Source organism: Acidiferrobacter thiooxydans, from assembly GCF_003333315.1.
Classification (GTDB): domain Bacteria; phylum Pseudomonadota; class Gammaproteobacteria; order Acidiferrobacterales; family Acidiferrobacteraceae; genus Acidiferrobacter; species Acidiferrobacter thiooxydans.
Genome location: NZ_PSYR01000002.1, coordinates 1,108,564 through 1,130,462 on the forward strand (window position 1 = coordinate 1,108,564; position 21,899 = coordinate 1,130,462).

General features: G+C 65.1%; 17 protein-coding genes and 2 pseudogenes. 9 read left to right on the forward strand and 10 right to left on the reverse strand.

What is annotated here, in order from left to right; all coding sequences use genetic code 11:
* Positions 1–58: 58 nt before the first annotated feature.
* The 4 genes and pseudogenes from C4900_RS12400 to apbC all read right to left on the reverse strand — a co-directional run bounded on the left by C4900_RS12400 (position 59) and on the right by apbC (position 3,490).
* Positions 59–829 (reverse strand): TOBE domain-containing protein, encoded by a 771-nt coding sequence (locus tag C4900_RS12400; protein WP_114283181.1) that lies wholly within the window; start codon positions 827–829, stop codon positions 59–61.
* A gap of 227 nt (positions 830–1,056) precedes the next feature.
* Entirely contained in the window at positions 1,057–1,917 is an 861-nt protein-coding gene (locus C4900_RS16740) for a dCTP deaminase (RefSeq protein ID WP_114283524.1), read from the reverse strand.
* 105 nt (positions 1,918–2,022) lie between these two features.
* A pseudogene (locus C4900_RS16745) lies at positions 2,023–2,355 on the reverse strand (dCTP deaminase); the annotation flags it as partial.
* A 43-nt stretch (positions 2,356–2,398) separates the two neighbouring features.
* A complete protein-coding gene (apbC, locus tag C4900_RS12415; RefSeq protein ID WP_114283182.1) occupies positions 2,399–3,490 on the reverse strand; it encodes an iron-sulfur cluster carrier protein ApbC in 1,092 nt (363 codons plus the stop codon).
* A gap of 191 nt (positions 3,491–3,681) precedes the next feature.
* Here apbC and metG point away from each other — a divergent pair, with 191 nt between their 5' ends.
* The 8 genes and pseudogenes from metG (at position 3,682) to C4900_RS12460 (ending at position 12,007) form a co-directional block, all read left to right on the forward strand.
* Positions 3,682–5,769: a methionine--tRNA ligase gene (metG, locus tag C4900_RS12420; RefSeq protein ID WP_114283183.1), complete on the forward strand. Its 2,088-nt coding sequence runs from the start codon at positions 3,682–3,684 to the stop codon at positions 5,767–5,769.
* 401 nt (positions 5,770–6,170) lie between these two features.
* Positions 6,171–6,740 carry a 7-cyano-7-deazaguanine synthase gene (locus C4900_RS12425; RefSeq protein ID WP_147267189.1) on the forward strand — a complete coding sequence of 190 codons (570 nt, stop codon included), beginning with the start codon at positions 6,171–6,173 and terminating at the stop codon, positions 6,738–6,740.
* 61 nt (positions 6,741–6,801) lie between these two features.
* Positions 6,802–7,887 carry an RnfABCDGE type electron transport complex subunit B gene (locus tag C4900_RS16385; RefSeq protein WP_211306943.1) on the forward strand — a complete coding sequence of 362 codons (1,086 nt, stop codon included), beginning with the start codon at positions 6,802–6,804 and terminating at the stop codon, positions 7,885–7,887.
* A 16-nt stretch (positions 7,888–7,903) separates the two neighbouring features.
* A pseudogene (gene nth / locus C4900_RS12440) lies at positions 7,904–8,533 on the forward strand (endonuclease III); the annotation flags it as partial.
* A 2-nt stretch (positions 8,534–8,535) separates the two neighbouring features.
* On the forward strand, positions 8,536–9,645 hold the full coding sequence (locus tag C4900_RS12445) for an FIST C-terminal domain-containing protein (protein WP_065968597.1): 1,110 nt from the start codon (positions 8,536–8,538) through the stop codon (positions 9,643–9,645).
* Positions 9,645–10,088 carry a DUF1841 family protein gene (locus C4900_RS12450; RefSeq protein ID WP_065968596.1) on the forward strand — a complete coding sequence of 148 codons (444 nt, stop codon included), beginning with the start codon at positions 9,645–9,647 and terminating at the stop codon, positions 10,086–10,088. Before C4900_RS12445 ends, C4900_RS12450 begins: the two co-directional genes overlap by 1 nt.
* A gap of 399 nt (positions 10,089–10,487) precedes the next feature.
* Entirely contained in the window at positions 10,488–11,573 is a 1,086-nt protein-coding gene (locus C4900_RS12455; protein WP_083995556.1) for a DUF2156 domain-containing protein, read from the forward strand.
* On the forward strand, positions 11,570–12,007 hold the full coding sequence (locus C4900_RS12460; RefSeq protein WP_083995555.1) for a GNAT family N-acetyltransferase: 438 nt from the start codon (positions 11,570–11,572) through the stop codon (positions 12,005–12,007). The genes C4900_RS12455 and C4900_RS12460 overlap by 4 nt, the downstream gene beginning before the upstream one ends.
* Here C4900_RS12460 and C4900_RS12465 read toward each other — a convergent pair.
* From C4900_RS12465 to pdhA, 6 genes are read right to left on the reverse strand one after another with little or no spacing between them, the layout of a single operon-like run.
* On the reverse strand, positions 11,985–13,781 hold the full coding sequence (locus tag C4900_RS12465) for a sensor histidine kinase (protein WP_141689144.1): 1,797 nt from the start codon (positions 13,779–13,781) through the stop codon (positions 11,985–11,987). The two genes, C4900_RS12460 and C4900_RS12465, sit on opposite strands and share 23 nt — an antisense overlap.
* A gap of 57 nt (positions 13,782–13,838) precedes the next feature.
* The gene (locus tag C4900_RS12470; protein ID WP_176715902.1) at positions 13,839–15,059 is read right to left on the reverse strand and encodes an argininosuccinate synthase; all 1,221 of its coding nucleotides are present in this window, start codon (positions 15,057–15,059) and stop codon (positions 13,839–13,841) included.
* A gap of 12 nt (positions 15,060–15,071) precedes the next feature.
* Complete coding sequence (locus C4900_RS16390) at positions 15,072–16,508, reverse strand: dihydrolipoyl dehydrogenase family protein (RefSeq protein ID WP_211306944.1); 1,437 nt, start codon at positions 16,506–16,508, stop codon at positions 15,072–15,074.
* Positions 16,496–18,115, reverse strand: coding sequence for a 2-oxo acid dehydrogenase subunit E2 (locus C4900_RS16395; protein WP_211306945.1), 1,620 nt, complete (start codon positions 18,113–18,115; stop codon positions 16,496–16,498). The genes C4900_RS16390 and C4900_RS16395 overlap by 13 nt, the downstream gene beginning before the upstream one ends.
* Before the next feature lie 40 nt (positions 18,116–18,155).
* The gene (locus C4900_RS12480; protein ID WP_065968787.1) at positions 18,156–19,136 is read right to left on the reverse strand and encodes an alpha-ketoacid dehydrogenase subunit beta; all 981 of its coding nucleotides are present in this window, start codon (positions 19,134–19,136) and stop codon (positions 18,156–18,158) included.
* Positions 19,129–20,142 (reverse strand): pyruvate dehydrogenase (acetyl-transferring) E1 component subunit alpha, encoded by a 1,014-nt coding sequence (gene pdhA, locus C4900_RS12485; RefSeq protein WP_114283186.1) that lies wholly within the window; start codon positions 20,140–20,142, stop codon positions 19,129–19,131. The genes C4900_RS12480 and pdhA overlap by 8 nt, the downstream gene beginning before the upstream one ends.
* A gap of 115 nt (positions 20,143–20,257) precedes the next feature.
* Between pdhA and C4900_RS12490 the strand changes: the two genes are divergently transcribed.
* Positions 20,258–21,721 carry a M17 family metallopeptidase gene (locus C4900_RS12490; protein ID WP_114283187.1) on the forward strand — a complete coding sequence of 488 codons (1,464 nt, stop codon included), beginning with the start codon at positions 20,258–20,260 and terminating at the stop codon, positions 21,719–21,721.
* The last annotated feature ends 178 nt before the right edge of the window (positions 21,722–21,899 follow it).

A 21,899-nucleotide genomic window follows, 5' to 3' on the forward strand; every position in this document is an offset into this window, starting at 1 on the left:
GAACAGACCGTGCGGCACGCGCACGATGCGCCAGAGATGAGGCTCCCCGTACCCCCCCCTAGGCGCTGACTGCGAGGATGATGTGCGAGGCCTTGATCAGGGCACAGGCGCGCACACCCTCCTTCAATTGAAGGCTTTCAATGCTCTCGTTCGTTATGATGGCAGCGATGCTCTTGCCGCTCTCCAATTCGATCACCACCTCGGCATTCACCGCGCCCGTTTGGCAACGCGTCACAACCCCACACAAGGTATTGCGCGCGCTGGTTCTGATCGGGCTGTCGGCAGCGGTCACAATCACCCATGGGGCCTTGATGAGGGCATAGGCCTCGACCCCCGGGGCCAACCCCAGGTTGTCTACGCTCTCGTTAGTGATGATGGCCACCAAGGCGAGGCCGTTGCCGATATCAAGCACCACCTCGGCGTTGACCGCCCCCTTCTTGACCGCCTTGACCCGACCGAGAAACTCGTTACGCGCGCTGGTCTTCATGTCGAATTGCCTCATCAGCTGAAAGAAGCGATCGAAATCCTCATGCCCCTGCAAGGCCTCGAGGAAACGCTGATACTCGCCCTCGAGCCGCCGAAACGCCGACAGGGCCTGCAGACCGAACGGCGTGAGTGCCGTGCCCCCTCCGCTCCTGCCCCCTGACACCCTCGCCACCAACGGCGTGGCCGCGAGATTGTTCATGCCCTCGACCGCCTCCCAAGCACCCTTATAACTAAGCCCCAGGGCCTTGGCAGCGGCCGAGATCGATCCCAGTTCCGCGATCTTCTCCAGGAGCTCGATGCGCCCCTTACCGCGGCGCCCCTCCGACCCCGATACCAACCGCATGACTGAAGCCCGTGATCGGCCTTGCCCTTTCATAGGCATCCTCTGTGCATGGTTATGTATTTGTACTACACAACGCTTTCCGCTTAAAGCGGGCAGCGCGCCTCCCTGCGCGGAACTTTTCGATAGCGGCATAAAATGCAGGCCACCGGCGGTGGTGGTCACGCGGTCGCGGGCGTCGAGATGGCCTTCGGGGAACGGGGCGGCTTTCGCAGGCCGCGCGGTACAACTCAGGTCTTGGGGAGGGTCACGCCCTTCTGACCCTGATACTTTCCGCCACGATCCTTGTAGGAGGTCTCGCAGGACTCGTCGGCCTCGAAGAAGATCACCTGGGCCACACCCTCGTTGGCATAGATCTTCGCCGGCAGCGGCGAGGTGTTGGAGAACTCGAGCGTAACGTGACCCTCCCACTCCGGCTCGAAGGGCGTCACATTGACGATGATGCCGCAACGCGCATAGGTGGAATTATGGACGATAAGCCCGTTGGCCAAGAAATTGTGGACCCCGGGGACCTCGATATCATAGACCGGCGCCTCTCCCGCGGGCTCGATGGCGCTTATCCGGTCCCATTCGATCGTCGCTCGCGGCGGGGCGCCGTCTGTGCCGTTGGCAAGGGCCGCCCGCACCTCCGCACCCACCAGCAGGCGCACGTCCCGCCCTTCCGTGACCGTCCGGCAGCGGTAGCCAAGCCGGGCCGCCAGATGGCGCAGATCGTCCAGCGCCGTCGCCGCCGCGCGCACACCCTCGGCCCAGTGCCTATCCACGACCGCCGCGAAAAAGCGCGCCACATCGGACCGCGGCGCGCGAAATACGGCCTCCGGAATGGCGGTCATCGTGCCCGCCTGCAGCTGCGCGCGCACAAGCCGCGCGAGCCGCTCGGGCGCGGCCAGCGGCTCGATCCCAAAAAACGGCGCCGAGACCGCCGCCGCGAGTTCGTCACCGATCGCGAGATCGGCAAGCGGCGCCCAACCCCTGGGGGTCAGCAGCGGGTGGTTGGCAGTGGCCGTGAGCGTGAGACCGCTTTGCGTGACAAGCCGCCACACCGGCTTCACGCCGTGGACCGCGAATGCCGATACCCGCGCCTTACGCATACCCCCGGGCCCCAGGGCCGCGGTGCGCCGTGCCGACCCCCACTCGGCGATCGGCCGATAGACGCCGCTATCGGCATCGAGCACGCGCGTATCGCCGGTCACGCACTTGCCAAGGCAGATCGTGAGCACATTGCGCGGTATACGGAAGTATTCGACGGTCCGTGCCAGGGCAAAGGAGTTAGGAGGTATGATGCATACGTCTCCGCGGAAGTCGACGAAGCTATTGGCGTCGAAGTTCTTTGGATCGACGATCGCGGAGTTGATATTGGTAAAGATCTTGAATTCGTTCGAACAACGGATATCGTAGCCGTAGCTTGACGTCCCAAACGACACCAGGCGCTCGCCAGCGCGTGACTTCACCTGACCGGGCTCGAATGGCTCGATCATGCCGTGATCCCGCGCCATGCGCCGGATCCATTTATCGGATTTTATGCTCATGTCTCGCCCGGACTGCGCCGGCCCTCCCCGGACCCCGACGCCGTCAGGTATTTTGGATGACGATGTTGGGGAAGCCTGCCGAAAAGTCCTTCTTCATCAATGCCAACCGCCCCGCAATCCGCCGCGCGATCTCGCGGTAGATCTGCGCGATCCGGCCCTCGGGATCGGCCACGACCGTCGGCCGTCCGCCATCGGTGTCGACGCGAATGCGCAGATCGAGCGGCAGCGCCCCGAGGAAATCGACGTCGTACTGCTCGGCCATCTTGAGCCCGCCACCAGCCCCGAATATGTGCTCCTCGTGGCCGCATTGGCTGCAGATATGGGTGCTCATGTTTTCGATGATGCCGATCACCGGGATCTCAACCTTCTCAAACATCTTTAGCCCCTTGCGAGCATCGAGCAGGGCAATGTCCTGGGGGGTAGTGACGATCACGGCGCCCGTCACCGGCACCTTCTGGGCGAGCGTCAACTGAATGTCGCCGGTACCCGGGGGCAGATCGACTACCAGGTAGTCGAGGTCTTGCCAATTGGTATCGCGTAACAGCTGTTCGAGGGCCTGCGTAACCATAGGTCCGCGCCAGATCATGGGCGTCTCTTCGTCGATCAGGTAGCCTATGGACATCGACTGCAGGTGATAGCTCGGGATCGGTTCCATGCGCCGCCCGTCCTTGGATTCGGGCTTGGCCCGCGAACCAAGCATGCGCGGCTGACTCGGCCCGTAGATGTCCGCGTCCAGGATGCCGGCGCGCGCGCCCTCCGCCGATAAGGCCAGGGCGAGATTGACCGCGGTCGTGGACTTGCCGACGCCGCCCTTGCCGGACGCCACGGCGATAATGTTCTTGACCCCGGATATGGGCTTCACCCCCTTCTGCACACCGTGCGTCACGATCCGCGACTCGACCGTCACATGCGCGTCCTTCACCCCCTTGATCGCCAACACTTTTTCGCGCAAACGGCCGGCCAGGGCCTCCTTCACGCCCTTCGCCGGATAGCCGAGAACGACCTCGACCGACACCGTGTCACCGTCGATGACAATCCCCTTGACGGCCTTGGTCGTCACGAGGTCCTGCTCCAAATAGGGGTCTATGACCTCTTTCAAGGCCGTTTCCACCTGAAGCTGGGAGATTTCCGCCATCTGTCGTACTCCTCGAAAGCCTTACCGAATCCCTAGGTTTAGCCTCGGCATCCTACACCTTGTCGACCAAAACCGAAACCGGTCGCATACCCAAAGGCCATATCGACGCACCGCCCCAAGCCCAGGCGCGCGCCGAACTTGGCCACGCCCCGCCAACCTGTTACCGTTTTGCTTTCCTCTGGGGAAACCGCATGCCGAACGACCGCAAGATCCTGGTGACGAGCGCCTTGCCGTATGCCAACGGGTCCATCCATATCGGCCACCTGGTCGAATACATCCAGACCGACATCTACGTCCGCTATCAGCGCCTGCGCGGCCGCGTTTGTTATTACTTGTGCGCCGACGACACCCACGGCACGGCGATCATGCTCAAGGCACAGGCCGAGGGGATCTCCCCTGAGCAGCTCATCGCCCGTGTGGCCGCCGAACATTTGCGCGACTTCACCGACTTCGGCATCTCCTTCGACCGCTTCGGGTCCACGCACAGCGACGAGAACCGTATCCTTGCAGAGTACTTCTACGGAAGGCTCCAGGCCGGCGGTCATATCGCCGTGCGCGCCATCGAACAGGCCTTCGATCCGGTTAAACGGCTGTTCCTTCCGGATCGCTTCATCCGCGGCGAATGCCCGCGCTGCCACGCCGCCGATCAATACGGGGATTCCTGCGAGGCCTGCGGCGCCACCTATGCGCCGACCGATCTCATCAATCCGGTCTCGGCCTTGAGTGGGGCGACGCCGGTCACCAAGAGCTCCGAACACTACTTCTTCAGGCTCGGCGACTTCGCCGACGACCTGAAAACCTTCACGGCGAGCGACGCCCTCCCGCGGGAGGCGGGCCATAAGCTCGCCGAATGGTTGAACGAGGGTCTGAGCGACTGGGACATCAGCCGCGACGCCCCCTACTTCGGGTTCGAGATCCCTGGGGCGCCCGGCAAATATTTCTATGTCTGGCTGGACGCACCGGTCGGCTATATCGCGACCTTCTGGCAGCTGGGCTCACGGCTCGAAGATCGCGTGCTTACCGTCGACGACGTCCGCACGCGGTGGTCGCAATACGAGATCCATCACTTCATCGGCAAGGACATCCTGAACTTCCACGGGTTATTCTGGCCGGCCATGCTGGAGGCCGCCGATTTCGCACGGCCGAAGGCCATCCACGTGCATGGCTTTCTTACGGTAAACGGCAAGAAGATGTCGAAGTCGCGCGGGACCTTCATCACCGCGCGCCGCTACCTCAACACCCTGCCGGCCGAATATCTGCGCTACTACTTCGCCGCCAAACTCAATAGCGGTATCGAGGACATCGACCTGAACCTCGATGACTTCCGCGCGCGCATCAATGCCGACCTCGTCGGCAAACTCGTCAATATCGCCAGCCGCGCAGCGCAGCTACTCGCCAAACACCTCGACAACACCCTCGGTGACACCCTGCCGGACGCGCCGCTTTATGCCGAGTTCCTGAAGGCAGGCGAGACCGTGGAGGCCTGCTACGAAGCCTGCGAGTACAGTCGCGCTGTAAAGACCATCATGGACTTAGCCGATCGCGCGAACCGCTACGTGGATGAAGCTCGGCCCTGGGAGATCGCGCGCGCACCGCAGCGCCGCGCCGAGTTACAGGCCATCTGCACCCAGACGCTGAACCTGTTCTGCGTCCTCATCGCCTACCTGAAACCCATCCTTCCGCAAACGGCGGCCAAGGTCGAGGCCTGGCTTGGTGGGCCCGAACTCGATTTCGAGAGCATCAAGACACCGCGCCTGTCCCACACGATAAAAGCCTATGAGCATCTCATGCGCCGCATCGAGACCTACAACCTCGCCCCCCTCGTGAGTGAGTCGGAGGCGCTGGCCCTCCAGGATGCCCTCGCGGATGAGTCGCAGGCGAAGGCCGCATCCCAGCCGACCCCGCCGGCCAGGGACGCCGTACGGCCCCAAGGCAACGACAAGGGAGCGGCCGAAACGATCTCCGCCGAAGATTTCGCGCGCATCGACCTTAGGGTCGCGCGGGTCGTAGCGGCGGACTATGTGGAAGGCGCCGACAAACTCCTCAAGCTGACCCTGGACTTAAACGAAGGCCGCACACGCACAGTGTTTGCCGGCATACGACACGCCTACGCGCCCGCCGACCTTGTGGGCCGCCTGGTGGTGTGCGTGGCCAATCTTAAGCCGCGCAAGATGCGCTTTGGCGTGTCCGAGGGCATGGTCCTGGCGGCCTCTGACCGTGACGGTCTTGTGGTGCTCGAGCCTGGCGAGGGCGCGCGGCCGGGCATGACCATCCGCTAGCCTAGGCGGGAGATGCCCCCGGCCGGTTAAACGGTCACCCGGGATGCCCTTTGGGACGCTGTCTACCCAAACGTGCGCCCGTGCGACCGTGCCTCGCGTCGGCATGATCACAGGCGTTTGCGCCAGCCCCCTCAATGGGCACTGATCAGGGATATCCGCGAACGTCCCGCCTGTTGGGGATACCCCCAACAGGCGGCCCAGGGGTTCACGTACGAGGGTGCCTACACTACCGGTGGGTGTCCCGGGCTTTATGGCGTCACATCGAGAATGGCGGCACCCGCTCGCCTTGACGCAAAAGGGCCCGCGTCCTCATAGTAGGACACCGCGACCGGCCAGCGGTCCTTCCTGTCTTGAGCTCACCCAACCGGGCGGCCGGCGCCGGTGACGCGCCGAGGAACGCCATGTCCGTCCTTCTCCTGAGCGGCGGGATCGAGAGCACAACACTCCTCCATGAACGTAGCGGGACGGGCGATCTGCGCGCGCTTTTCCTGGATTACGGCCAGCGCGCGGCGCGCGCGGAACGCTCGGCTGCAATCGCCCTGTGCGAGACCACCGGGACGCCGCTGACCGTCCTGTCACTGAGAGGAGTGGGTAAGGCGCTTGCGCCACCGGGGCCGTTTCGCCCCCACCTCCCGCTTAACGCCCGCAACCTGCTGGCGGTGGCCTTGGCCGCGAACCAGGCACTGGCCCTGAAGACGGACGCGGTGCTGCTCGGCGTGCAGCGCGACGATCGCGGGCATAGCGAGGGGGCTTTGCCCTTCATTATGGCACTCAGCGATACGCTGGCAGCCCTGGGGCTTACCCTGGAAACCCCCTATCGCGACCTGCGCAAGACCGAGGTCGTCGCACGCGGCCGGGCCCTTGGGATCGACTACGCCCGCACCTATAGCTGCCTCCTTGGGCGTCGCACGCCATGCGGACACTGCCCACAGTGTCGGGCACGGGCCCAAGCGCTGGCCCCCGGTGCGTAACAGCCTCTAGAGACGCTCCTGACGGCTTGCATCGGCCCCCTACGAGCGGCAGACTCGCGCCATGATTCGCCACACCACCGAGGTCCCGCTCGGCGCCATCATGGCCCTGCTGCCTCAGACCCAATGCCGGCTCTGCGGCTTCGACGGCTGTCGGCCGTATGCCCAGGCGCTGCGCGCAGGGGCCGAAGTCAACCGTTGCCCTCCGGGCGGAGAGTTTACGCGTCAGGCCCTCGCGACCCTCCTGGGCCGCGAGGCCCGCGACTGGGAGCATGGCCGCCGTCCCACGACTCGCCCGCAGGTGGCGATAGACCCCAAGGGCTGCATCGGCTGCGCCCGTTGCCTGCCGGCCTGCCCGGTGGATGCGATCGTCGGCGCACCGGGTCTGCTCCATGCGGTAGTGGTCAGCGAGTGCACCGGCTGCCTGCTCTGCCTGGCCCCTTGTCCGGTCGACTGCATCGCGGTCTTTGTGCACGCCGACCCACCGAGCGAGCCGTGGCCCGATCGCTCGCGCGCCGAGGCGCGGCAGGCGCGCCTGCGGGCCTATCGCAAGGCCCGGCGCGCACGGACACCCCGTCGCCGGGAATCAGTGCATGCCGATTCCGACCGCAAGCGCCGTGAGATCCGCGAGGCCTTGGAACACGCACGCCGGGTGCGCGGTTGGCAAGGGACCACCCCCGACCGTAGAATACCGCCCGGCGAATCACGCCAACCGCGTTGCGAGGAATCCGTCATGTCCGGACACTACCCTTTCGGTGGCAAGGCCAACCGCGTTACGGCCTTTGCCTTCTTCGAGAAAAACCAGTTGAGCCTGGAACTCCAGGAACGCTATTACCGGTGGTGGTACGATTTCGCGAAGGCCGCCGTCGAGAATGATCCCGATCTCAAGGCCACGCGCCTCGTCGACTTCCAGCACTACCCGTTCGGCCAGCACGCCGAGACGAACTTCCATCTGCACGGCTACAAGTGGGCGACGGCGCTCGCCGACCTCGGGGCCTTCATCGCCAACGTGATCTTCCCGAAGCTGTCGGAGGACGCTGCGCACAAACTTGCGCACGACCATGACACGATGATGAAGGCGCTGCTGACCGAACGCGCGAAGGCGCCGCGCGAGGCCGCGCCCGACGTTGGCCGCTACCGGCACGTCTAAGAACCCGCGAGTCCGCATGGGGCCCGCGGAACGTGAGGCGGTCTTCGAGCGCCTGCAGGCGGCCAACCCGCATCCGACGACCGAGCTCCGCTATGAGAGTCCCTTTCAGCTGCTGATCGCGGTCCTGTTGTCCGCCCAGTCGACCGACCGAGCGGTCAACAAGGCCACGACCCGGCTGTTTGCGATCGCGCCCGACGCGCACGCCATGCTTGGGCTGCCCGACGAGACCCTGAAAGACTGCATAGCGACGATCGGTCTTTACAACACCAAGGCGCGCCATATCCGCGAGACCTGCAAGATACTGGTTCGCGATTATGGCGGTTCGGTACCACGCGAGCGCGCCGCCCTAGAGGCCCTGCCCGGCGTCGGACGCAAGACCGCGAACGTCATTCTGAACACCGCCTTCGGGGAGCCTGCCATCGCCGTCGACACCCACATCTTCCGGGTCGCTAATCGCCTGGGCCTGGCCCCGGGTCGCACGGTGCGCGCAGTCGAGGAGCGCCTGTCGCGGCTCGTGCCCGAACGGTTTCGCCACGACGCCCACCACTGGCTCATCCTGCACGGGCGCTATGTCTGCAAGGCGCGCCGACCTGCCTGCCAGCAATGCGTCCTGTTTGACTTGTGTGCCTATCGCGATAAAGTACCATCATGGACAGCATCAGAGTCGCCACAGGTCTCGGACGCGGCCCGCGGGCCCAGCCGGAGCTTGCCGCGACGGCGGTCACGCGCGGGCTCGCGCGAGCGCACATAAAGAGCGCGCGCTCGGTCATCCTGTTTTTGACTCATCACTTCGCAGGCGACCCCAAGCCGGCGCTGCGCGCCGCGGCGCGTGCTGCGGGCTGCACCCAGATCACCGGGTGCACGGCCGCGGGTCTTCTAACCGACGAGGAGTGGGTGCTGGATGCGCCGGCGGCCGCCGCCATGGTGCTTGCGGGGCCTGCGTTTCTCGATCACGTCCAAAAGAACGATGAAGACGCGGTGTTGAGCCTTGCCGCACCCGGCGACCTCTCGGCCGATTGGCTCGACGCCGGCTACCGGCGCGTGGGCGCGGTGGCCGGCGACATCCTCGGGCGCGGTCCGTTCCGGGTCTGGACCGCAGGCCAGGTCCGGCGCGAGGGGCGCGGCGAGGTCGCTCTCCGCGGCCTGCAGGCAAGCCTTGGTGCCTCCCAAGGGGTACGCGCCCTCACATCGCCGATCGAGGTGGCCGAGGTGCACGGTTATGATGTCCTGAAACTCGGGCACTACCCGGCGCTGAATGTCCTGGTCCAGGCGCTGCCCATAGGGGTGCGCGAAATGGACCGGATTCCCCTGCATCTCATCATGGGGGGCGTGACCTTCGGCGACCCGACCACCGCCATCAAGGAAGGCCGTTATCGCCTGAACCACATCGTGGCCGCCAACATGGGCGACCAATCCATCACCTTCGCACAGCGCCTGACGCGCGGTGAGCGCCTGTTTTGGGCCATGCGCGACACGTTGGCGGCGGAGCGCGACATGCGCGCCACCATGGACCGGACGACACTCGCACTCAATGGGCGGCCGGATTTCGCATTGATGTTCCCGTGCGCCGGGCGCGGCCCGCACTTCTATGGCGACAGCGACCGCGACCTCGATCTTCTGACACATCGCTTTCCCGGACTTCCGGTGATAGGTATTTACGGCAATGGCGAGCTCGGTCCGCTCGACGAGGCCAATCATCTCTACCAGTATTCGACGGTGCTCGGACTCTTCCGCGGGTCGGCGCCGAAGGCGGCCTGATGTGGTCCGCCGACCGCGCGGCATTGCGCGGCGTCTTTTATACCGCATGGCGGCATTTCCGCGAACATGCCCCGCTCGACGGAGTCGAGGCCCTGGTCGTCGAGGCCTTGCTCGCCCATCCGGAGTATCAAGACCTGTTCGTGGACACACCCTCTTTTGCGGCTGCCACGGCGCAGACGACGTCGGATGTGAACCCGTTTCTGCACCTCGGACTCCATATCGCCGTGGCCGAGCAGATTGCCACGGACCGCCCGCCGGGGGTCATAGCCGAATGGCAACGCCTCGAGGGCCTATGGCAGGACGGGCATCGCGCTCGTCACGCCATGATGGAATGTCTCGAGGAGACCTTGTGGGAGGCCCAGCGGCAGGGGGTCGCTCCCGACGATGCCGCGTACATCGAGCGCCTGCGGGCCATCCCGAAAGGGCGGCCGCAGAAATCGTGAGAAGGCCTGTCGCCCCCCTTGCAATATGATCGCCTGACGTGTAGATAAGGGACATGATCGACTGCGCATCAGCGGCAGAAGAGGATCGCGGGACAGAAGGCGTCCGGTCGCGGTCGGCGGCGGGGTGTGGGCCGGCGAGTTCTGATCGATGGATGCCGATGGTGCGCTACCAAAAACAAAATACTGGAAGGGTCATGAGTCGCTTGAACGGCAAGTACAAGCCGAAGCAGGATAGGCATCTGGATACGCGGGGCTCGAGGCCCCGTTTTTTATGGACACAAAACAAACCGCTCATAGCGGGCGTGAGGACGAGACCGTGACACGAGAGAGAGAAAAGACCGACAACGAACCCCCCGAACCTGGCTTCCTCCCCTGCCCGTCACGGACCCGGGAGGAAGCATGTTAAATGCCGTCAACGCGGTGATGGACACGCATTTTCTCACCCCGGCAGGGACCCGCCACCAGCCCCTGGACTCCGACAACCGCCGGCGCCTCGAACCGCAAGGGCGCTACCTGGTCTCGGGGAAGTACCGTCTGTTTCCGTTCGACAAGAGCGCCAAGCCCTACTTCGATGACGCGGCCGGTCGGCTGGGTGTGGCCCTGTCCGACTATAGCTTCGCCAACAACGTCATATGGCTCTACCAGGCGAGCGGCTTCTATCAAATCATCGAGGGCTGCTTTTGCCTCTTTGGCCTGTCCGGTAATGGCCTGACCATGCTCCTGCCGCCTCTTGGCGAACCGCACCGCCAGCGGCGCGCCTTGAAGACCTGCATCCGCATCATGGATCAGTACAATCCCTCGCCCTATCAGGCGCGATTGGACTTCGTGTACAAGGAGTTTCTGCAGATTCTTGACCACGCCGAGGACGGTGCGCCGATGATCGACGGCGAACCCTGGCATGTCGAGGTCACGAATCCAGACTACATCTACCGGACGTCCGACCTGATCGATCTGCGCGGGAACGCCTTCAAGACCAAGCGTAACGAGATCAACCAGTTCCGTCGCGCCTACCCCAACCACAAACTGGTGCCGTTCTGCGCCGAGCATCGCGAGGCGGCGCGCAGCCTCGTCAATACCTGGACCGAGAATCGCATTCGCGCGCTCCCCGAGGGGTCCCTCGAGGACTTTCTGTACAATCTCGAACTGGAACGTAAGGCCATCAACCGCACGATCGCGCTATACGAAGAGCTGGGCCTCGAGGGGCTGTGTCTTTTCATAGACGGCGTCCTGGAAGGCTTTACGTTCGGCGAGCGCCTGACGCCGAATGTCGCCAACGTGCTGATCGAGAAGACCAACTTCCACATTCAGGGGGCGGCGCAATACCTGTTCCGCGAGTTCACCAAGGTGTTCGCGCAATCCACCTATATCAATGTCGGGGACGACCTGGGTTTCGAGAACCTCCGCCGGGTCAAAATGAGCTACCGCCCGGCCATGTTCGGCGAAAAGGTGATCCTCCACCGGCGGGTCCCGATGGATACGCGTTGAGGCGCGCCTCGGCGGCGGACCTCGAGGAGCTGATGGCCCTCGAGGTCCGGTGCTTTTCCGGGGGCGACGGCCTGTTCAATCGCCGGCAGCTGCGCTACCTGCTGACAAGCCCGCGCTGCGCATGGTTCATTGCCGGGCACTTCGAGGGTGCCGTGTGCGTGCTGTTGGCGGCGAACGGCCGCCGGCGGTGGGGCCGCCTCTATTCGCTGGCCGTTGATCCGCAGTATCGCAACCGGGGCGTGGCGCGGCGTCTGCTCGCCACCTCCTTCGCCTGGCTCCGCGAACAGGGCGTCACCATCGTGCGCGCCGAGGTCAAAAGCACCAACGGGGCGGCACGACGCCTATACGCCGATCTGGGATTCACGGAAGACGGCGTGCTGCCCGATTATTACGGTCCTGGAGACCTGGGCATCAGGCTCTGTCGCCCGCTCTAGGCGTCCTTGCGGGCAGGCGTAGGAAAAACAACGAACCGCCGGCCTCGCGCGCCTCGTAACCTACGGTCCCCTGGTGGCTCTCGGCAATGGTGCGTGCGGCCCCGAGACCGTGGGACGCGGCCGCCACGTCCGCGACGCCATCGGCCCGGACGTCGAACAGATGGGCACGGGCCTCCTTCGACAACGCCGTCCCGCAGTCGCGAATCGATACCACGCCAAACCCCATCTCGGATGTGACGGCGACCTCGACGGTCGTGTGTGCAGGCGCGAGATGGATGGCATGGACGATGAGGTGACTTAAGGCGCGCAGCAATAATGCCCGATCACCGTAAACCACCATGGCGCTCGAACACGGATCGAGCGCCAGGCGCACGTCCCGTACCCGCGCATATTCGGTCTCGGCCATGACCGCATCTTCGGTGAGACCAAGGAGCGCAAGCGGCGCCGGTGCGCCCATGGTCAGGGCCAGGGAGGGATGGTCGGCATCGAGGAGGGCGGCGACGGTGCGCGCCAGCCGCTCCATATTGCTGCGCGCGATACGCAGCAACCGGGCGTCATCCCCGCTCAGCGTCGCGGCCCCGGTCTCGGTGAGCAGCCCCAAAGACCCGAGCGCCGAGGTGAGCGGCGTCTTGATCTCATGACCGAGAGTGGCGACCAGATCGCTCTTGAAGCGCTCGGTGCGCTTGCGCGCGCTCACGTCACGGGTCACGGCCACGAAACCACGCCGCGCGCCGACATTCATGACGCTTAACCCAAGCTCCATGGGAAACACCGTACCATCGCGTCTTAGGCCATTGACCTCGAGCCCATACCCGGTAAGGCGCTCGCCGCCCTGCTCCAGGCGACTTTCGAGGAATCGCGCGTACTCGGACCGCTCGGCCGGGGGCACGAGTTGCGAGAAGTGCGATCCGAGCAACTCATCCTGCTCGTAGCCGAAGATCCGCAAGGCCTCGCGATTCAGGGAGCGCAAGCAGCCCTCGTGATCGACCGTGACTATACCCTCCTCGACATGCTCCAGGACCGCGCGAATATAGGTCTCGCGCTCCTGCAGCTCCTCGGCGGCGCGGCTACGCGCGGCGATCTCGCGCCGCAACTCCTCATTCAATCCTTGGATCGCTGTCTTCTCGTCTTGCAGACGCGCAACCAGGGTGCGGTTCTCGAACCGCAGTCTGAGAGAAGTGGCGATGGTGCGTTCGATGCGCCGGGCAGTCAACAGCATGACGGCCATGAATAGCACGGCAACAAGCCCCATGGCGTGATGCCACCGCCCGTCGGCGAGCGAGAGGCGCAAGGCCAGCGGGGCCAGTACCGGTATGACGAAGGCCAGCGCCACCGCAAAGATCGCCGCAAAACTCACCACGGCGGCGGCCGTCATCGCAGTCAGCAGGAAAAACAGGAAGACCTGCGGCAATAGCGCCCGGGGGAACAGCCACAATGCGCTCGCACCCCACACCGAGCCGGCGGCCAGGGTCGCTATCGTATAGTATCGGGCCCAGACCGGGGTGCCATGGGCCTGCGGGGCGGCGCGGTAGTATGCGATCAGCCGGTAGCGCGCGAGCGCCACGATCACCACCGCCAGGAGCCAGGCCGCAAGCCGTGGGGCGGACACCGCCTGCCACTCCATGACCACGAGCAGGCCGGCATTGACGAGCGTGACGAGCAGGCCGGGCGGCAGGCTGGCATACAAAAGATGCACCTGCTCGCGAAAAAGCTCAGCCTCGCCGGTCGGACCGCGCTCCGTCGCCGGTGCGTCGCCTGCCTGTGGTAATGCCACGCCACCCCCCTTGCACACGCCTCCCAGAAACGGTGCAAGGGGTATGCCAAAGCGCGGCTAATGTCCTTTGCGGGCCAGCCGTGCCGCGGTCCGCAATCGCAGGGCGCTTAAGCGGATGAAGCCCGTTGCGTCACCCTGATTGTAGCGCCCGCCGTCATCCTCGAAGGTGGCGATGGCCGGATCGAACAGCGAATCGCTCGCCGATTCCCGCCCGACCACCGTGACCTGTCCCTTAAAGAGCTTGACGCGCACCCGGCCGTTCACCGTTTCCTGCGATTGATCAATAAGTTGCTGCAAAAGCTTACGCTCCGGGCTCCACCAGTAACCGTTATAGATCAGGGCCGCGTAACGGGGCATGAGGTCGTCTTTCAGGTGCGCGACCTCGCGGTCCAGGGTCAGTGACTCCATGGCGCGGTGGGCGCGCAACAGGATGGTCCCGCCGGGTGTCTCGTAACAGCCGCGGGACTTGATGCCCACATAGCGGTTCTCGACCAGATCGAGCCGACCGATACCATGGCGGCCGCCGACGGCATTGAGCGTCGCCAGGACCTGGGCGGGCGTCATGGGGGTGCCGTCGATCGCCGTCACATCCCCGCGCGTATAGGTCAGTTCCAGCCATTGCGGCGCATCCGGGGCATCCTCCGCCGCGCGCGTCCAGCGCCACATCGATGCCTCCGGCTCCTGCCAGGGGTCTTCGAGCCTACCCCCCTCGTACGAGATATGGAGCAGGTTGGCATCCATCGAATAGGGTGAGGCGCCCTGGCGTTTATGCTCAACCGCGATGCCGTGGCTCGCGGCGTAGGCGAGCAGGCGCTCGCGCGAGGTCAGGTCCCACTCCCGCCACGGGGCGATCACCTGGATGTCCGGATTCAGGGCGAAATACCCGAGCTCGAAACGCACTTGGTCGTTGCCTTTGCCGGTGGCGCCGTGGGCCACGGCATCGGCGCCCGTCTCGCGCGCGATCTCGATCTGGCGCTTGGCGATCAATGGCCGCGCAATCGATGTGCCGAGCAGATACTCGCCCTCATAGACGGCATTGGCGCGAAACATCGGGAATACGAAGTCGCGCGCGAATTCCTCCTTCAGGTCATCGATGTAGATCTCGCGCACGCCGGCCTTGCGCGCCTTGTCGCGTGCCGGTTCGAGTTCCTCACCTTGGCCTATGTCGGCGGTGAAGGTCACGACCTCGCAACCATACCGCTCGCTTAGCCACTTTAGGATCACCGAGGTATCGAGCCCCCCCGAATAGGCCAGCACTACCTTGCTCACATGGCTCATTGCTATGTCCTCTTAGCCCGAGACGCGCGCGGTCCTTCTGAGGCGCGCGAGCAGTCGCCGGGCGAGATCTCCAAACAACTCGGTCTGGGTGGGATGCGGATGGATCGCCGAAGCCACCTGATCCAAGGTCAATTCGGCACTGACCATGAGCACCGCGGACCCGATCAGGGTATCGGCGTGGTCGGCCAGGAAATGCACGCCAAGGATTCGCCGTGTCGCCTTGTCGGCCACCATCTTGATAAAACCCGCGGTCTCGCCTGTGATCATGGCCTTGGCATCGATCGAAAACGGGACCTTGATCTCGGCCGGGTCATGGCCCTGGGCGCGGGCCTGTTCGGCCGACAGGCCCACGAACGCCGCCTGGGGGCGCGTGAAGATCACGCCACAGTCCTTGCGTTCGTCATAGGCGGCCTCATGGCCGAGCAGGGTCTGGGCCGCGACCCGCCCCTGGTGGCCGGCGGTATGCGCCAGCATATAACCGCCCACGACATCGCCCACGGCGAAGATATGCGGGACGTTCGTCTGACAGTGCGCGTTGACGACAATCGCCCCGCGCTCCGTCTCAACCCCGGCGCGCTCCAGGGCCAAAGGCCCGGTGACGGGGCGTTTGCCGGTCGCCAGCAGGACATAATCGGCATCCACGGTATGCTCGCTCGTGCCCGCCGCGTAACGCACCACCGCCGCCCCCGGGGGGCCGTCGATGCCGCGCACCGCCGCCGACGTGACGATGGTAAGCCGCTCCTCGCGGGCGAGCAGCGCCGCAAGCTGCGTCGCCACCTCGCCCTCGACCTCGGGCAACACCCGATCGCGCGCCTCCAGGACCGTCACCACGCACCCGAAATCGACGAATATCTGCGCCATCTCAAGCCCGATCGCCCCGGCGCCTACGATCACAAGCCGTGCGGGCGGCGCATCGAGATTCCATACCGTGTCGGACGTCAGCACCGCCTTGCCGTCAGCCCCCGGGATCGGCGGAACGAACGGCGGGGCGCCGGTTGCGATCACAGCACCCGCGAAGGTGATGCGCGTGCCCGCGGCCCCGGGCTTCGGGGCACGGCGCTCGTAGGGACTTCCGCCATCGGCGGGCGCGATCACCACGCTATGATCGGAATCGAAATACGCATAGCCCTCACGGACGTCGATGCGCACCCCCTTGTCGGTCTTCAGGGCCATCTCGCCGCGAGTGGTGAGGACCCGCCGGCGCATGGCATCGAGGCGCCCCCAGTCGAGGGTGGGCTCGGCGGTGTTCAGTACCCCGAGATCGGCATCATGACGACGGTCACGGATGCGGTCGGCGGCCGCGCGCCACGACTTCGAGGGGATGCAGCCGCGCCATAAGCACTCACCCCCGGGCAGAGGCGCATCGTTGACCATGATCACGCGCCGGCCGTGATCGGCGAGCTCCCGCGCACAATCCTCGCCCCCCGGTCCGCCGCCTATGACCAGCACGTCGCAATCATAGCCGCTCGTGTCGGCCGGCAGCGCGCCGGCCCCGGCCGGCTCTGCGCTAGCCGTCGTCTGCCCCCCGAAAGGCTGCGCGCAGCCCCGCTCGCAGACGTCGCAAGCCACTGCGGGTCTTCGACCAGGGCTTTGAATGTGTTCAGGAATTTTGCGGCCTCGGCGCCGTTTACGATCCTGTGATCGGCGGTGATCGTGACCGGCATACCCAGAGGCTGGGTGCTGGCGATCGCAAAGATCGCCGAGGTGCCCGGTACCGGGATGGCGTCGAACTGCGCCACGCCGAGCATGCCCATATTCGAGATCGTAAACGTGGGATTCGAATACTCCTCGGGCTTTAAGCGCTTTAAGCGGGCGCGCGCCACGAGGTCCTTCCATTGCGCGTTCAGGTCCTCGATCGCGCGCTTCAGGACGTTGCGCAACACCGGCACCACAAGCCCCATACCTTCGGTCTCCACCGCCAGACCGACGTCGATCTGGTCGCGCTCGACGATGCGATCCTCGTGTTGGTAGACCGAATTGACGCGTGGGTGGCGCTCGATCGCGCGTGCCGCGGCCGCCGCCAACAGCACCGTGAGCGAGGCCTTGAGGTCCTTGGCGGCGCGGCTTAGGCGCGCCGGATCGATGTATACGGTTACGCGGAACAAGGGCATGGACAGAGAATATTCCATATTCTGACTGACCGCCTTTTCCATGCTGTCCATGGGACGCCCGGCGCCCGGCACCTGAAAGATGCGTTTCGCCTGGACGCGCGGACCGCCGCCGGCGCCGACCACATCGGTCGCGGTGATACACCCCCCGGGGCCGGTCCCAGGGAGGCTATTGATATCGATGCCGTGGGCGCCGGCGAGCTGACGCGCGTACGGCGTGGCCGTGCCCTTGTGTGGGCGGGGCGCGGGGGTCGCGCCGTGGGGCATGGCCGGGGCCCTGGTCTTCGGCTGGGCGCTGCCCGCCGGCACCGGCGCAGGCGTAGCGGTCGCGGCCTTGGGAGGGGCGGCGTTCGGCGCAGCCGCCAGCACGCCGTCTTTGACAGTGCCGGCATCGGCCACCAGAAAGGCGATCGGCGTCCCTACCGGTACCGTGCTGCCGGCTGCCACCCGGGGTCCGGAGAGGTAGCCCTCGCGAAACACCTCGACATCCATGATGGCCTTGTCGGTCTCGACGGTGGCGACCACCGTGCCGCGACTTATGAAGTCGCCGATCGCCTTTTCCCAGGACACCACCGTGCCCTCCGACATAGTGTCGGAGAGCTGCGGCATCAACACCGGCTGCCCCTCGGGGGGCGCGGCTGCTGAGGGCGCGGCTGCCGTCGCAGCCGGGCTCGACACCGCCGCCGTGTGACCCACCTCCGCGGGCTCTGGGACTAAGGTCGCGATCGGCGTCCCCACTGGCACCGTGCTGCCGGCCGCGGCCAGCGGCCCGGACAGATAGCCCTCGCGAAACACCTCGACATCCATGATGGCCTTGTCGGTCTCGACGGTGGCGACCACCGTGCCGCGACTTATGAAGTCGCCGATCGCCTTTTCCCAGGACACGATCGTGCCCTCCGACATGGTGTCCGAGAGCTGCGGCATCTTGATGAGGAACGGCTCCGCCATGATGACTTCCTATACTGAAAAGGGGGTCGGGCCCGGACCGTCAGACGCGGCCCAGGACCTTGAGCGCGGCCGCCAGGACGTCGTCGACATTCGGGATGGCGGCCTTCTCCAGCTGGCGGTTGTAGGGGACGGGGACATCGGCTGCGTGTACGCGCACCGGCTGTGCGTCGAGGGCGAAAAAGCATTCCTCCGTGATGACCGATATGATCTCCGAGCCCACGCCGACGGTCGCCTCGTCTTCCTCGGCGATGACCACCTTATGGGTCTTCTCGACCGAGCGCCTGATGGTGTCGCGGTCGATCGGCCGCAGGGCGCGCAGGTCCAGGACCTCCGCGGATACCCCCATCGCGGCGAGCTTCAAGGCCGCCTCCAGGCACAGGTGAACGCTATAATTATAGCCGATCAGGGTCACGTCCGTGCCCACGCGCACGATCTCCGCACCCTCGAGCGGGCGGAAGGTCTCGGTGTCCGGGACCTCGCCACGCATGTTGTACATGCTCTCATGCTCGATGATGATCACAGGATCATTGCATCGTACCGCCGACTTCAGCATGCCATAGGCATCGAGTGGTCCGCGCGGTGTCACGACACGCAGTCCGGGGGTGCTCATGAACATGCGCGCAAGGCGTGCCGAATGCTGCGCGGCCAGCTGATGCGCAGTCCCCCCGGGTGTGCGCATCACGATCGGACACGAGGCGCGGCCGCCGGACATGTAGCGGATCTTGGCCGCGGCATTGATGAGGGTATCGAGCGCCAGCAACGCAAAGTTGATGGACATGATCTCTATGATGGGGCGCATGCCGGCCATCGATGCGCCAATGCCGATACCGGTATAGGAGTTCTCCGAGATCGGCGTGTCGATGATGCGGTCGGCCCCGTATTTCTGGTACAGCCCGGAGGTCGCCTTGTAGGTCCCGCCGGCGACCCCGATATCCTCGCCCATGGCGATCACCATGCGGTCGTGCGCCAGTTCCTCGTCGTGCGCCCGGCGTATCGCCTCCCAGTATGCGATTTCAGCCATGTTGCTCCCCTTGCGCGAGCGGACCTATCCAGCGCGGGTCTGGTTGGTCGTCGAGGCAGTATTTGTTCAAGTCTTCGATGCGCGGTTCCGGACTTTCCTCGGCAAAGCGCACGATATCGTTTTCGATCTCGTCTAACACCGACTTCTCCATGGCCGCTATGTCCTTGTCGGTGACGATCCCGGCCTTCTTGAGGCGCTCCCCATAGATCTTGAGCGGATCCCGCTCCAGCCACTGGCGCTCCTCGTCTTTCGAGCGGTAGGCGTTCGAATCCGACATCGAATGACCCCTCTGGCGATAGGTCATGAATTCAATGAAATACGGTCCCCGGCCGGCGCGCACATGGGCGATGGCGTCGCCCGCCGCGGCCATCACCACATCGATGTCCTGCCCATCATGCTGGCTGCTCGGGATATTGTAGGCGACGACCCTCTTGTACTGGTCGGTGACTGCCGACGAACGATCTATGCGCGTGCCGATGGCATACAGGTTGTTTTCACACACGAACAACACCGGCAGCTTCCACAGCGATGCCATGTTCAACGTCTCGTGGAATGTACCTTGATTGTTGGCGCCATCCCCGAGAAAACAGATCGCGATCTGATCCGTGCCCTTGTGCTTGCAGGCAAGCGCGAGCCCCGCTGCCAGCGGAAACGGCTGACCGACTAGGGCGTATCCACCCATGAAATTCACACTGGGGTCGAAGATGTGCATTGAGCCCCCGCGGCCGCGGCTCGACCCTGTCTCCTTGCCGTAGAGTTCCGCCATGACCTCGCGCGCCGGGGCCCCCGCCTTGATGGCGTGTATATGGTCGCGGTACCCGGTAATGACATAATCGTGCCCACACCGCGCCGCCTCGAGCACCCCCGTGGCCACCGCCTCTTGCCCCGAATAGAGATGCAAAAAGCCGCCGATCTTGCGCTCCATATAGGCCTCGAACGAGCGCTCCTCGAACCGGCGGTAGAAAATCATCTCGCGCAACAGGCGCTTCTGGTCGCTTGCGTTCATTTTCTTCCTGTTCATGTGAGCATGGGACCCGCCCGGCCCAAGGCACAGACGGCCCGTGCGCCAGGCCCGAGCGCGGTGGTATGATCGGGGTTTTGTGACAGGAGGTCAAGGCAAGGTGTCAGCGTTCAAGCTCCCCCGCGTACGTTACCGGGAAACCGATGACGCGACGGCCGACCTCGCCCGTTATCAGCACATCGCGCTGATCGTCGCCAAGGCCGCCGATCTCGCCCACGCCCCGTTTGGCACCCTCCTCCAAAAACGCCTGAAGGCCCAGGGGGTGGCGATCAAGCCTGGGACGGTATTTCTCAGCGAGGCCCCCGACGAGACCGGAACGACGCTCGCGGTGGGGTTCATCGCGGACACCCGGGAGACCTTCGCGCTTCTCGAACTCGCCCGCAAATTGACCGGGTTCCGCCCCGGGGTCACACACGTCGCCCTGCTCGCCCCGGGGCTTAAGGGCGCCGCGCACAAGGAGGCCTTGCGCGCGCTCGTCCGCTGCCTCTACGCCCAGGTACCGCTACCGTCCCGGCAGACCGGCCAGACCCGGAATCCGCCGATGGCAGTCGACGTCTACGGCGCAAGCGACGGGGACCGCGCACTGCGTGCCGCCGCGCACGGCAATCACCTGGCGCGCGCCCTGTCGGTCCTCCCGGCCAATGAACTCGGTCCCGCGGACTATGTAAAGCGCGTGAAGAAACTGGCCATCGACAACGGCTGGCACTGTCGTTTTCTCGATGAAAAGCGCCTGGCCGCGCTCGGGGCCGGGGCGTTTCTCGCCGTAACGCGCACACGCGCCGCCGGCGCCGGGATCGTGCATCTGCGCTACACCCCGCGCAAGGCCGTGCGACCGCCGGTGGCCTTAGTCGGTAAAGGGATCTGCTTTGACACAGGCGGCGTCAACCTAAAGCCCGCACGCCATATGTATGGGATGCACGAGGACATGCAAGGAAGCGCCGTGGCCCTGGGCGCGCTGCTTGCCCTCACGCAATCCCACGCACCCTTTCGCATCGACTGTTATCTGGCCATTGCTGAGAATGCCATAGGCCCGTTGAGCTATCGCCCTAACGAGGTGGTGCGCGCGGTGGATGGCACCACCATAGAGGTGGTGCACACCGACGCCGAAGGGCGCATGGTGTTGGCCGATACCCTGGCACTCGCCGCGCGCGAGCGGCCGGGGCTCATCATCGATTACGCCACCCTCACCGGCGCCTGCGTCTATGCCCTGGGAACGCGCATGACGGGGGCCTTCACCAACCGCCCGGAACTCTACCTGCGCCTCATCGAGGCCGGGCGCGCCAGCGGCGAACGGGTGTGGCCGTTTCCGCTGGCAGACGACTACGACGCCGACCTCAAAAGCGATATCGCCGATATCAAGCAATGCACCCTCGAAGGCGAGGCCGATCATATCCTCGCCGCCCTGTTCCTCAAGCGCTTCATCGCCCATGACCCCACCTGGATCCACCTGGACCTCTCCGCTGGGCGACATAAAGGGGGTCTCGGCGCGATCCCCACCGATACCACGGGTTTTGGCGTCGACTTCACCCTGGCCTTGCTGGCCGATCCCGCCTTTGCCTGGTAGCGGCGCGTGCCGATCCCAAACCGCCTCTTGTGCCGACCCGCCACGCTCGATGCGAGGCCCATAAGGCCCGCGCTCCCGATGCGGTGTAGGACTTCCCGTACGGGAATGTGGGCCGCCTGTCTGGTACCTACCTGCGAGGCGCACGCCCACGGATAGTCATGATCGGTGCCCCTGGAGA

Excerpts from the sequence above, each read along its gene's own strand:
- C4900_RS12400 (WP_114283181.1), bottom strand. The coding sequence starts at position 829 with ATGCGGTTGGTATCGGGGTCGGAGGGGCGCCGCGGTAAGGGGCGCATC.
- C4900_RS16740 (WP_114283524.1), bottom strand. The coding sequence starts at position 1,917 with ATGCGTAAGGCGCGGGTATCGGCATTCGCGGTCCACGGCGTGAAGCCG.
- apbC (WP_114283182.1), bottom strand. The coding sequence starts at position 3,490 with ATGGCGGAAATCTCCCAGCTTCAGGTGGAAACGGCCTTGAAAGAGGTC.
- metG (WP_114283183.1), top strand. The coding sequence starts at position 3,682 with ATGCCGAACGACCGCAAGATCCTGGTGACGAGCGCCTTGCCGTATGCC.
- C4900_RS12425 (WP_147267189.1), top strand. The coding sequence starts at position 6,171 with ATGTCCGTCCTTCTCCTGAGCGGCGGGATCGAGAGCACAACACTCCTC.
- C4900_RS16385 (WP_211306943.1), top strand. The coding sequence starts at position 6,802 with ATGATTCGCCACACCACCGAGGTCCCGCTCGGCGCCATCATGGCCCTG.
- C4900_RS12445 (WP_065968597.1), top strand. The coding sequence starts at position 8,536 with ATGGACAGCATCAGAGTCGCCACAGGTCTCGGACGCGGCCCGCGGGCC.
- C4900_RS12450 (WP_065968596.1), top strand. The coding sequence starts at position 9,645 with ATGTGGTCCGCCGACCGCGCGGCATTGCGCGGCGTCTTTTATACCGCA.
- C4900_RS12455 (WP_083995556.1), top strand. The coding sequence starts at position 10,488 with ATGTTAAATGCCGTCAACGCGGTGATGGACACGCATTTTCTCACCCCG.
- C4900_RS12470 (WP_176715902.1), bottom strand. The coding sequence starts at position 15,059 with ATGAGCCATGTGAGCAAGGTAGTGCTGGCCTATTCGGGGGGGCTCGAT.
- C4900_RS16395 (WP_211306945.1), bottom strand. The coding sequence starts at position 18,115 with ATGGCGGAGCCGTTCCTCATCAAGATGCCGCAGCTCTCGGACACCATG.
- C4900_RS12480 (WP_065968787.1), bottom strand. The coding sequence starts at position 19,136 with ATGGCTGAAATCGCATACTGGGAGGCGATACGCCGGGCGCACGACGAG.
- pdhA (WP_114283186.1), bottom strand. The coding sequence starts at position 20,142 with ATGAACGCAAGCGACCAGAAGCGCCTGTTGCGCGAGATGATTTTCTAC.